This window comes from Edwardsiella tarda ATCC 15947 = NBRC 105688 (assembly GCF_003113495.2).
Lineage (GTDB): Bacteria > Pseudomonadota > Gammaproteobacteria > Enterobacterales > Enterobacteriaceae > Edwardsiella > Edwardsiella tarda.
This window is the reverse complement of sequence record NZ_CP084506.1, coordinates 2,574,447-2,586,860: the sequence shown is the minus strand read 5'-3', so window position 1 is coordinate 2,586,860 and position 12,414 is coordinate 2,574,447. Positions and strand designations below refer to the sequence as shown.

Sequence of the window (12,414 nt, the reverse complement as noted above, 5' to 3'; positions counted from 1 at the left end):
GGCGGCGAGGGGGATCAGGCATAGAGGCGCTGAGCGGCACGAGCCAGACCGGCGGTGACCGAACCGAAGTCATCGCCACCGACCAGAGGAATACCGGGAAGTTGTTGTGATAAGGCTTGGCGAATCAAGGGCGATCGCGCGCTGCCGCCGGTCAGATAGATGACATCCGGGGTGATGGCGCTGACGGCCAGTGCGGCGGCGACCTGCTCCTGGATACGGGCTAACGGTTGGCTGATGGCCGCCGCCAGATCGTCTTGGTGCAATGTAGTGGCCAGTCCCGCCTCAAGAAATGCCAGGGCGGCCTGGCAGTGCGCCTGCTGAGAGAGGGCGATCTTGCTCTCTTCGGCGCAGCGAACCAAACGATAGCTGAGGCGCTGCTGGTAGACGCGTAACAGACGCTCCACCTGTTGCGGCTGGCTGGCGTCGCGCACCAACTCGCGCAGCAGGCGGCCATTGGCGATACTGTAGAAGTCGCTCTGCGCCGGGACGTCATTGATGGCAACGGCATTCCAATAGGGGAGCGACGGCAAGGCGATCCCCTTGGCGTTGCTACCGCCAGCGCCCAGTAGTGGCATCAGTTGACGGAAGGCCAGCATGATGTCCAGATCGTTACCGCCGATGCGGCAACCGCTGTGGCCGAGCAGGCTCTGACTGCGGTCTGCCAGGGCGCGCCAGTGTGGACCCATCAGCAACACTGAACAATCCGTGGTGCCTCCGCCAATGTCGACCACTAACACGCGCTGCTCTTGTGTCAGGGTGGCTTCGTAGTCGAGCCCGGCGGCGACCGGTTCAAATTCGAAGCTCACCTCGCGTAACCCGGCTCGGTGCGCCGCTCGCTCGAGGATCCCCTGTGCCTGCGCGTTGGCGTCATCGCCGCCGCTGCCCTGGAAATTGACGGGGCGGCCAATCACGGCCTGGTCGATAGGCTGTTGTAGCGTGGCCTCGGCCTGGCGGCGAATGTGGACCATCATGGCGCAGACCAGATCTTCAAACAGGGCGATTTGCTGGCTCTTCAGGCCATTGGCTCCGAGGAAGGACTTGGGTGACTTGACGAAGTACACCTCCTGCGGATCGCAGTTATAGCTGTGTAGCGCCTGTAGGCCAAACTGGAGGCTCTGGGCATCGACGCGAATGTCCTCTTCGCGGTTGGCGGCGATGGCGCGCCGTAACAGCCGTTGGTTCTCTTCGCTGATCGTCGGGATCTGCCAATGGAGATGTAAGCATTCGCTTACGGCATCGCGCGATGGCGCGCAGAGCATGGAGGGAAGATAGGGGGAGTCTTGCTCCAGCGGCAGCATCCGCACCTGTTCATCCACCATCATCGCTACCGAACAGTTGGCGGTACCATAGTCAAAACCAATATACATCGTCGTCTCCCATGCCGGTGAAGGGCGGCGACTTTACTGCATTGTGACGTCATCGGCAATGGTTGCGCGCTGATCCACCGACGCGGCGCCGGATGGGGCGGCGAGTCGTTTCAGCTGTTGCGTCAACGTGATGGTGGGATGGAGACAGCTGCCGAAGAGTAAATCGATCCCCAGCATATTTAAGGTCGCCAGTGTTGCCGGTAGTTCGGCGGGGCCGGCGATCGTTTGAATACCGTAGCTGTGCGCCTGGGTATGTAGCAGCGAGAGCATCATCTCATCCATACGATTCGCGTGGGCCTGGGCGACTAACCCGCTGCTGGCGATCAAGTAATCGATCTGACAATGCTCCAGGCGGGCGATGTTCTCGAGATGGCGCTCGAATCCCTCGGCGATCAGGCGGCAGCCGTAGCGGCGTAATGCCGCGAGGGCCGGTGCGGTCTGCGTCTGCTGTTCGATCAGCGCACTCTCTTCTAGGCGCAGCCAGAGTCGATCGGCGGGTAGGGGGGAGCGTTCCAGCGCATCGCAGAGCCAACGGACAAACGCCGGTTGACCTAGGCTGGCGGTAGAAATGGCGACGGCCAGCGCCTGAGGTTGCTGGCTTAGGCATTCGGCGTGTTGCTCCAGTACCTGGCTCAATAGCCAGTGCTCGACCTCCTGTTGGCGCTGGTGGCGCAGGCAGGCGGTGGTAAAGGCCTGGGAGGTGTAGGGGGTGCCGTCGTCCTGGCAGGCCTCGAGGTCTAGCAGATAGAAATCGATCTGCTGTGGGGTATCGCGCGGACAGACGGCGCGTAGCAGCAGGGTAAAGCGGGCATCCGCCAGCAAGGCGCTGAGTTGATCGGCCGTCGGTTCACTCCTCGCGGCGGCGGAATGGGGGCTGCGTTGCGGGGAGTGGCAAAAGGCCCGCCCGCGCCCACGGTGTTTGGCCTGGTAACAGGCCGCGTCGGCCTGGTTGATCGTCTCGTCGGCCAGGGCGTTATCATGTTGTAGCTGGGTTAATCCGGCACTGGCGCCGATATGGTACTGCTGGCCCTGCCAGGGGAACGGGTAGGCGGCGATCTCATGGATCAGCTGATCCACCATGAGTTTCCCCTGGCTCAGCTCACAGTCGCAGAGGATCAGCGCGAACTCATCGCCGCCGAGACGGGCGAGGGTATCTTGAGGACGTAGCAGCGAGCGCATCAGTTGCGCCAAGTCTTGCAGCAGCCGATCGCCAGCGGCATGGCCCGCGTTATCGTTGATGGACTTGAAGTAGTCGAGATCGAGAAAGACCAGCACATGGCGCTGATGATATTCGATGGCGCCGCGCAGTGCGCGTCGCAGCGCCTGTTCGAAGCTGACTCGGTTTGGCAGGCCCGTCAACGGATCATGCAGCGCGCTGTAGGAGAGTTGGCGTAGCAGGGTGCGTGTCTCGCTGACGTCTTGGAAGACCACGACATATCCCATCAGGATGCCATCGCCGTGACGCAATTCGGCCACTCGGCTCTGAACCTCATAACGGCGCCCCTCGCGACTGTGTAGAGAGAGTGGCTCGTTCTCATCGTCGCCCTCATCCTGTGCGCCGGCGCGTAATACCGATCGCGCCTTTCCGCTATTACTCTCCTGTAACTGGATCACCGTATCGAGCGGTTGACCGATGGCCTCACCCTGCGGCCAGCCAGTCATCTTTTCCGCACTGGGGTTCATAAAGCGGATGATCTGCTGGGGGTCGCTGCTGATCACCGCCTCGCCGATGGCGCTGAGGGTGGTATGCAAGCGCTCACGCTCTTGATGTAGCGTATCCAGCAAGTGCTGTTTCTGGCGCTGATTGTTTTTGATGTCGTTGATCTCTTTTACCTGCATCACGAAGTAGAGCGGCTCCGCGCGTGGATTGCGTACCAACGAGACCGTCAAGAGGGCCCAAATCGCCTGGCCGTTGCGGTGCAGGTAACGTTTTTCCAGGGTATAGCTGTCGAGATAACCGGCGAGTAATGCGGCCTGCTGGCGCTTGTCGCTCTGGCGATCCTCGGGATGTACCCGTTGCTGATAGGGCATGCTCATCAGGGTCGATGCCTCATAGCCCAACATTTGGCAGAGCGCGGGATTACACTGGATCCACTCCCCCTGTAAGTCGATCAAGGCGGTGCCGATGGCTGAATACTCCATGACGTTACGCAGCCGGGTCTCATTCTCTTGTAACCGTTGACGTTCACGGCGATAGGCTTGTGTCTGGATGGCAATGGCATGAGCGGGTAACAAGACCAGCAGGATCGGCATATATAACAACAGGGGATCGGGCGTGTGCGTGCCGAGCGACAGGTGGTTCATTTGTGCACAAAGCAACAACGCCGAGCAGGCGAAGATCAGGAAGGCAGGCCAGAGTGGCAGCGCGATGGCAGCCCAGAGCAAGGGAATCAGTACGATGGTAAAAGGATAGGGCAAGCGCGGCAAGGCGAAGTAATCGCTTAGCAAGGTGAGCACGAGGATCGGCAACGTGAGGCAGGGGATGCGTCCCCGCGTCGGCCATGCCGGTCCGGCCAGTAGACCCAGTGGGGTAAGCGCTAACATACCGAGCGCGTCCGAGAGGAAGTCAGAGGAGAACTGGGTGATGAAGGTATTCGTGGCTGCCGTATGGCTGAGTGTGCTCAATACGGCGCACAGCAGCGGTATCGCGACCACGACGCTAAGGATGAAACGCAGCCAGTGCGCCAGCGTATCGAAGGGGCGTTGCGCCGGTAGTAGACGCCGGAGCACGGCGGCACCGAGCCAGGCCTGGCCCTGATCGATCAGGGCGTGCAGCAGACCATAATGCGCCGTGGTCAGGGGGAGCGGCAGCAGGCTACTCACCAGGGCGATCGCCAGCAATAATGGCCAGTAGCGGCGCGGAGTATGGAACAAGACGGCGCAGGTGAAGGCCGTCGGTAGCCAGAGCGCGGGCGATGAGGCATCGGGGCGGGCCAACAACAGGCTAAGGAGGGCCAGCAGACCGTTACTCAGGGCGAATAACGACAGACGCCATAGAGAAAGGCAAGCGTCATTTCCGCTACGATTCGGATTGCTTTCCATCTACTCGCCCCTGGCGATCATGTCCACAACGCGCACGAACATTGGCGACGCGCAAAATAAATAAGAAGGCTGCATCGGCAGCGAAACGTTTTTTTCCAGTATAGTGCTGGCTTGGCGTAAAGAAAAAGTCCCCTAGACTTTGGTCGAAGCCATTCGCTAGCGCCATTAAATCAAAAAGAGTGCGCTTAAGAGGAACAGTAGGGCACAGACCAGGCTAGCGGCCAGGGCACCGAGTTGTGTCCGGTTTACCTCTCGCTGGGTCGGCGATAAGCGCGCCGCCAGGCGTGGCCATTCGACGCCAAGCAACGCACAGAGCATCAGGCTGAGTACGGTGAGCAAGACCACCAGGCTACCCAGCTGCGCATCTCGATAGTAGATCCCTCCGCAGAGTCCCAACAGGCTACCGATGATCAAGCCACTGAGCAGCGCCACCCCCAACTCACGAACCAACACCAATGCCGCGCTGGTCGCTGGCAGGTGATGGCGTCTGAGCGCACGTTGGGTGATGGCGGCGCTCTGTTGTGCCGTGTTGCTGCCGAGCAAGATCAGCAGTGGCATCAGTAGGGCCAACATCGGCCAACGTCCCAGTGCCGAGCTGAAGTAGGCCGCCAGTAAGGCGGCAGGAAGCGTGGCGACGATGATGCCCAGCACAGGGAGCGCGCGGTCACGCAGACTGCGCGTGATGGGGGCGAAGAGATCTTCATCCCGCTGTAATCCGACCTCTAGGAAATGTTCTCGCTCTTGCTGGCGTTGTTGATAACGGCTGGCTTGCATCAGGCTAAATTGTCCGAGCAAATAACCTTGCTCATCGACGACCGGGGCGCAAGGCAGCCGTTCATGCAGTAGCCGTTGGCCAGCGTCGAGGGCATCCTCGGTGGGATGTAGGCGCAGGTGCGTCGCATGCATGAGGTCGGCGACCCGGCCATCGGGGGAGGCGGCCAGCAGTTCGCCTAGCGGCAACTCACCGCATAAACGCCCCCGTTCGTCGGTGACCCACAACCGATCGCAGCCGCTGGGCAACGCAGGCCGTTGGCGTAACCATTGCAACAGGAGCAGCAATGGCATATCCCGTCGTACGCTGCCTTCGCTGCTATCCAACGTCATGAGCGCGCCGACACTGTGTAGATCGTAACTCAGTAGGGTGCGCGCCTGATTACGCTGCTCCCCCTCCATCAAGGTAAGGAGACGCCCGCTGAGTGCGCGCGGTAACTGTCGACCCAACATGACACGGCGCTCCAGCGGCAAGGCTTGTAGCGACTGGAGTAGGCTCTTATCGCTCAGGGTCGCGGTGAGCTCTGGCCACAGGCAGGGATCACACTCGGCGAGTACCGCCGCGCGTTGCGGTAGATCGATCAGCGACCACAGCGCCAGGCGTCGATCGCAGGGCAAGGCGGCCAACACATCACCAAGATCGGAGGAGGATAGCTGGCGGACGGCGTGCTTCAACTCGGCGCTCTCATCTAACAACTGCGGGTCGTCGAGTAGTTGGGGATCGTCGAGACGACCGAGCAGTCCGTCGCTGATGATCTGCTCATTCAGCAAGATATGAAGGATGCGTGCGCGCATCTGGGCGCGCGACACGGCACGGGGGGTAACGGTGACGGACATCGGGGTCAATCCTTGTGCTGATTCGGCGCTACGTTCAGAGTAAAACGGCTACGGACAGGCGGCGATCTACCATTATCGGGTGGTTGGGCGCCGTACGCAATGGGGCGTTAAGCGCAGGTACGCATCGTGATTCAGTCGCGCGGGCCGTTATCACTGCGAGAGGAGGCTTGGCTCTGTTCGCTAGCGGGTGTTTGACGGAGTTGATCTTGGTGGTGGCTAATGGCACCGATGGAGGCGTAGAGCAGGCGGCCAAACAAAATGATAAAGCTGATCAGCAGGACGATTCGAGTCATGTGTCCGTTGGTTCGTCGTTTCATTCTGTGGGTCATCATGATTAGAGCGTAGGGTCTCATATTAGAATAATAGAGAGATTTAGGCATAGGAACGGGCGGGCGTCAATGGTGAAAAGGGGGAGGTGAGACGGCAAGGGGGCGCCGTGCCGCGGAACGGCGAGAATATCCCCCCTCTTTAGCGGCCGCCAGCGCTGCGGACGACGCGTTTTTCTCTCCCCCGTTTCGTGCTAACATCCCCCCACTTCAGTTAGCGTGACAGAGGCGTCGTGTCGGGGGCGCTATTTTCTCCTGCTGCGCGCAGTAATAAGGTGTAGTGATTAATTCGGCCCCATGAAAGTAGATAAGCATCGCACAATCTTGGCATTGCAGTGTTCACGCTGGGGCGTGCCGCTTCTGTTGACCCTCCTGGTTATCCCCCTCAGCATCCTGTACTCCCCGCGTGTGATCTTGCCACATGGTCAGGCTTATCTGATCGCGCTTTTACCCGCGGCGGCACTTTCTCTGCTGTTCTTATATGGGACGCGGCTGTTGGCGGCGATCGTGCTGGTCACCCTCGGGACACTCTATCTGGCCTATGGCCTGACGCCGCTCTTCGCGGTCGGTGGCCCTTTTAGCCTGACGCTATTGCTCTGTTGCTGGGGCTATACCCTACAGAGCGGCGAACGCTGGCGCGCCGGTCTGGCGCGGCCCAAACTGTTATGGCCCCGGCTCTTCTGGCTGGCGGGCATGTTTCCGTTGCTGTTCATCCTGTTGACGCAGATTATCGTCACCATGGGGATGTTTTCCGGTCATCCCTTCTTCGCCGAACGCATTCCCTTCTCGCTGAGTACCTTAACCAACTATCAGGCGATGGTCTTGGGTGTCCTCGCCGCGACCCCTCTCTATTACCACCTGCTACGGCTGTTGCATCACCCGCAATATTGGCGAGTAATGCGTCAACGTTGCCGTAACGAACAGGCCAGTGACGTTGCGCGCTGGGAGCGTCCTCTCTGGGGCGCGGTCGTGGTGGTGATGATCGCGCTGTTGTGCATTCGCGCACAGGCCCAGGGCAGTATCCTGTTTACCGATTACACCCTGGCTCTGCTGTTGCCGGTGATGATCTTTGGCGCCATGCGTTACGGTTATCTACTGAGTACCCTGGTCTGGTCGTCGGCGGTCATGGTGTTGCTGTTTAACTACGAGGGCTATGTCGAGCTGGACGATCTGAGCCGTAACATCTGCTTCATCACGGCGATGATGATTGTCTTCAGTTTGACGGTGATCCTGATGGCGGCGATCAACAGTCGTCAGCGGCGTCTCTACCAACAGATGCGTCGCGCGGCGATGGTCGATCCGTTGGTCCATCTGCCCAATATGCGTTGTCTCGAGCGCGATCTACGGCGACATGGCGGGTCGGTACTCTGCTTCGTCCGCATCGCCAACTTGGATTCGTTGTGTCGAACGTATGGCATGCAGGTGCGACTGGCCTATAAACAGCGCTTGGCCTCGGCGTTGCGTACGGTGTTGAGCGCCGAGGAGCAGGTCTATCATCTACCGGGGTATGATCTGCTGATCCGTCTGCGACCGGCGACTTCCTCATCCAGCTTGCGCCGGATAGAGCGCGCGGTACGGAGTTTCCGTTTGCAGTGGAGTGGTCTACCGCTGAAACGCCAGCATGGCTTGTGCTATTGCCGCGTGCCGGGGGCGTTCGAAGGGCTATCCGACCTGATCGGCGAGCTGAGTGCGATGGCCGAGCACTCTTTAGATAGCGGACGGGTGGAGTGCTTGGCGTTAAATCAGCGTCGCTTGCAGCGGGGTATCGCGCGCAAGAGTGGGATGTTACGTCAGTTACAGCAGGCGCTGGAGCAGCAACGCCTAGTCTTGCTGGCTCAACCGATCATCGGCTTTCGCGGGGAGCGTTATCAGGAGATTGTGCTGGCGTTGCGCGATGATCAGGGGGCATTACTTTCCGCCGACCGCTTCTTGCCTATCGCCGATGAGTTTGGCCTACGCGCCACGATCGATCGTTGGATTGTCACGCAGACACTGGCGTTTATCGCCAACCATCGCTACGCCTTGGCAGGGATCCGCGTGGCGATTTCGTTGTCCGGCACCACGCTAAGCCCTCCGACGCTACCAGGCTGGCTGGCCACAGTATTGCAGCAGGCGCATATCGAGCCTTGGCAGTTGATTCTGATTTTCGATGCGACGGAATTGGCGGCATTGGCGCCCGCTCGTTCTACCTTGGAGGCGCTGCGCACGATGGGTTGCCACCTCGCTCTCGATGGCGTCGATGGCGTACACGCCGGCGAGGGGCTGTCGGGCGAGGCGCAGGCCGATATCCTGCTGATGACCCCGTCACTGAGTCGCCGGGCACAGCCCGAGTCGCTGGAGCGCTACATCGTGGCGGCGTTGTGCCAGGTTGCGTATCTGCGGCGTCAGCGCGTGGTGGCGAGAGCGGTGGAGGGGGATGCGCAGCGCCAGCATCTGAGGCAACTGGGGATCGATGCGGTCCAGGGGCGTGATGCGGGGCAGGCGATTCCGCTGGCGGAGCTGCTGTCCTCGGAGGGGGAGAAGAAAGAATAACCGATTATGGTGGATTATTTCATATATTGGCTGAAAATTGGATTTTGAGTGGCCTATCTCCCTCATCAGTCATGACTTTTTATCTAAAAAAGTAGCTGTATTGAGTAGGATCGTCGATGATGAGTGGTCGGTCGAGAGAATAGCGGAAAATCCTTGCGTCTGTCGGTTTTTTGTCCGTCTTACCGCAGGGATCACCAGGGAGTAGGGCAATTTATCTATGGTTATACTCCAATAACTCCAAATCATTCTCTATGCTAATATGTTTCTCTGGAGGATGATTCCGTCGCTGCATTTTGTGCTTGTCTTTTGCCATGGCTAACGTGTTTACTGTCACCGTTGTCGCCATACTGCGCCTGTCGTGGATGGGGATCGGTGCTGTCGCCGTTGGCAAGGGGCGGCAGGCGCGCACGGCGTTGGCCGGGCGTGGTGCGATCTCCCCGTGGTGCGGTGTGTGTGTGGATGTTTATGCGCCGTATGGGCCCGGGTAAAGTGCTGCCTTGGCGCGATTCTGTGGTAAGCTCCCCCAGACTCCTGAGAGTGATCTCGTTTGTCATCCGCAAGGATTTTTCCCCCGCGATATCAACCATGCTGCCGAGCGGTGCGGCGTGCCATTGGCCGTCTCTTACGCGATCGGCGGATATATTCTAAGTATTAAGGCCACACAACATCATATTATGACGCATCGTTTAACCTCTAAAGATATCCTGGCGCTGGGATTTATGACCTTCGCGCTGTTTGTCGGCGCGGGCAACATCATTTTCCCGCCGATGGTCGGACTGCAATCCGGCGAGCATGTCTGGATCGCGGCCTTAGGCTTCCTGATCACGGCGGTCGGTCTGCCCGTGGCGACGGTGGTGGCGCTGGCTAAGGTCGGCGGAGGCATCGATACGCTCAGTTCACCGCTTGGCCGTCGGGCAGGGCTGTTACTGGCGACCATCGCCTACCTGGCGGTGGGGCCGCTATTCGCCATTCCGCGCACCACGACGGTCTCCTTCGAGGTCGGCATCGCGCCGCTGAGCGGCGAAGGGGCGTTACCCTTATTGGTATACAGCCTGATCTACTTCGTTTTAGTGATCGGCATCTCGCTCTATCCGGGCAAACTGTTGGATACCGTCGGTCACTTCTTGGCACCGCTGAAGATCGTCGCCTTGGCGATCCTCGGTATTTCTGCTCTGTTATGGCCGGCGGGCGACTTCGCGCCAGCGACGGAGCTGTATCGCCAGATCCCGTTCTCAAGCGGCTTTATCAATGGGTATTTGACCATGGATACCTTGGGCGCGATGGTGTTCGGCATCGTCATCGTCAATGCGGCGCGTTCACGCGGTGTCAGCGATGCGCGCCTGTTGACACGCTATACCATCTGGGCCGGACTGATCGCCGGTATCGGCTTGACCCTGGTCTACCTGAGCCTGTTTAAGCTGGGATCTGACAGTGGGATGTTGGTTCCGGGCGCCCAGAATGGGGCGGTGATCCTCCATGCCTATGTGCAGCATACCTTTGGCAACATGGGGTCGATTTTCCTGGCCGCGTTGATCTTCATCGCCTGCATGGTGACGGCGGTTGGCCTGACTTGCGCTTGCGCTGAGTTTTTCGCCGAATACCTGCCGCTGAGCTACCGTAGCCTGGTCTTCATCCTCGGGCTGTTCTCTATGGTAGTCTCCAACCTAGGATTGAGCCTGTTGATTCAGATTTCGATTCCGGTGCTGACGGCGATCTATCCGCCGTGCATTGTGTTGGTGGTGCTGAGTTTTACCCGCCGCTGGTGGTGCAGCGCGCCGCGTGTCTTCAAGCCGGTGATGGTGATCAGCCTGCTGTTCGGCATCCTGGACGCCGTGAAATCATCGGCCTTGGCGGCTCAGTTACCGAGCTGGATCGAGCAGCTACCGTTGGCGCAACAGGGGCTGGCCTGGTTGCCGCCATCGTTGGCGATGATGGTGCTGGCCGGACTATACGACCGCGTTCGCGGGGAGCGTGGGCGCGTCATGTCGTCGTAAGCGAGTTGTAAAGGGCGCCGTCATGAAATTGTTACAGTTGATGAGGTGAACTCATCCGGCGCTCACCCTATAATCACACACATTTTTTAGCACGGGCGCTCGCGCCCGTGTTTTTTTGACAGGCAAGATGGGTAACTAACAAGATGCAACAACAAGCCAATAAGTTAAAACGGGGGCTGAATGCGCGCCATATCCGTTTTATGGCATTGGGGTCGGCGATTGGCACCGGCCTGTTCTATGGGTCGGCCGATGCCATCAAGATGGCGGGGCCAAGCGTGTTGCTGGCCTACCTGATCGGCGGTATCGCGGCCTTTATTATCATGCGTGCGCTGGGAGAGATGTCGGTCAACAATCCGCAGGCCAGCTCCTTTTCGCGCTATGCCCAGGATTACCTGGGGCCGATGGCGGGCTACATCACCGGCTGGACCTACTGCTTCGAGATCTTGATCGTCGCCATCGCCGATGTGACGGCGTTCGGTATCTACATGGGGGTCTGGTTCCCGGCGGTGCCCCACTGGATCTGGGTGCTAAGCGTGGTGTTGATCATCGGTGCCGTCAACCTGATGAGTGTGCGGGTCTTCGGCGAATTGGAGTTTTGGTTCTCCTTCTTCAAGGTCGCCACCATCGTGGTGATGATCCTGGCGGGGTTCGGCATCATCATCTGGGGTATCGGCAACGGCGGGCAGCCGACCGGGATCAGCAATCTGTGGAGTCACGGCGGCTTCTTCAGCCATGGCGTGATGGGGATGATACTGTCGTTGCAGTTGGTGATGTTCGCCTACGGTGGGATTGAGATCATCGGTATTACCGCCGGCGAGGCAGCCGATCCTAAGAGGGCGATTCCCAAGGCGATTAACTCGGTGCCGCTACGTATCCTGGTGTTTTATGTCGGTACGCTGTTTGTCATCATGTCTATCTACCCATGGAACCAGGTAGGAACGCAGGGTAGCCCCTTTGTGCTGACCTTCCAGCATATGGGGATCACCGTGGCCGCCGGTATCCTGAACTTCGTGGTGATCACCGCCTCGCTATCGGCGATCAATAGCGATGTGTTCGGTGTGGGGCGTATGTTGCATGGCATGGCGCAGCAAGGGCATGCGCCGAAGATGTTTGCCCGAGTATCGCGTCACGGTATCCCCTGGGTCACGGTGGTGGTGATGGTGCTGGCATTGTTGGTGGCGGTCTACCTGAACTACATCATGCCGCAGAATGTCTTCCTGGTGATCGCCTCCTTGGCGACCTTCGCCACGGTGTGGGTGTGGATCATGATCTTACTGTCGCAGATCGGCTTCCGCCGGGGCCTCACTCCCGCGCAGGTGAAGGCGCTGGACTTCCCGTTACGCGGGGGGATCTACACCTCGCTGCTGGGGATCGTGTTCCTGGCCTTTATCATCGGCTTGATCGGCTACTTCCCCGATACGCGCATCTCGCTGTACGCAGGGGCGATCTGGATCGTGGCGTTGCTGATCGGCTACCGTTTTGTGCGCCGCCCGGCGGCCCCAGATTTGCAGCAGTCCCTACCGCCGGAGGAGTGATCGGCGATCG

General features: G+C 59.6%; 7 protein-coding genes. 3 read left to right on the top strand and 4 right to left on the bottom strand.

The features are described from left to right. Positions 1 to 14 precede the first annotated feature (14 nt). The 4 genes from yegD to DCL27_RS11995 all read right to left on the bottom strand — a co-directional run bounded on the left by yegD (position 15) and on the right by DCL27_RS11995 (position 6,334). Positions 15 to 1,367 (bottom strand): molecular chaperone, encoded by a 1,353-nt coding sequence (yegD, locus tag DCL27_RS12010; RefSeq protein ID WP_005296752.1) that lies wholly within the window; start codon positions 1,365 to 1,367, stop codon positions 15 to 17. Positions 1,368 to 1,400: 33 nt separating this feature from the next. After that, on the bottom strand, positions 1,401 to 4,409 hold the full coding sequence (locus DCL27_RS12005) for a diguanylate cyclase domain-containing protein (protein ID WP_228594432.1): 3,009 nt from the start codon (positions 4,407 to 4,409) through the stop codon (positions 1,401 to 1,403). A 165-nt stretch (positions 4,410 to 4,574) separates the two neighbouring features. Continuing rightward, on the bottom strand, positions 4,575 to 6,017 hold the full coding sequence (locus tag DCL27_RS12000) for a magnesium transporter MgtE N-terminal domain-containing protein (RefSeq protein ID WP_035596485.1): 1,443 nt from the start codon (positions 6,015 to 6,017) through the stop codon (positions 4,575 to 4,577). Between the two features lie 131 nt (positions 6,018 to 6,148). Next, a complete protein-coding gene (locus DCL27_RS11995) occupies positions 6,149 to 6,334 on the bottom strand; it encodes a YfgG family protein (RefSeq protein ID WP_005296757.1) in 186 nt (61 codons plus the stop codon). A 306-nt stretch (positions 6,335 to 6,640) separates the two neighbouring features. Between DCL27_RS11995 and DCL27_RS11990 the strand changes: the two genes are divergently transcribed. From DCL27_RS11990 to proY, 3 genes are all read left to right on the top strand, one after another. Next, positions 6,641 to 8,875: a sensor domain-containing phosphodiesterase gene (locus DCL27_RS11990; protein ID WP_050979559.1), complete on the top strand. Its 2,235-nt coding sequence runs from the start codon at positions 6,641 to 6,643 to the stop codon at positions 8,873 to 8,875. Between the two features lie 674 nt (positions 8,876 to 9,549). Next, the gene (brnQ, locus tag DCL27_RS11985) at positions 9,550 to 10,869 is read left to right on the top strand and encodes a branched-chain amino acid transport system II carrier protein (RefSeq protein ID WP_035602175.1); all 1,320 of its coding nucleotides are present in this window, start codon (positions 9,550 to 9,552) and stop codon (positions 10,867 to 10,869) included. A gap of 143 nt (positions 10,870 to 11,012) precedes the next feature. After that, positions 11,013 to 12,404 (top strand): proline-specific permease ProY, encoded by a 1,392-nt coding sequence (proY, locus tag DCL27_RS11980; protein WP_005283365.1) that lies wholly within the window; start codon positions 11,013 to 11,015, stop codon positions 12,402 to 12,404. Positions 12,405 to 12,414 lie beyond the last annotated feature (10 nt).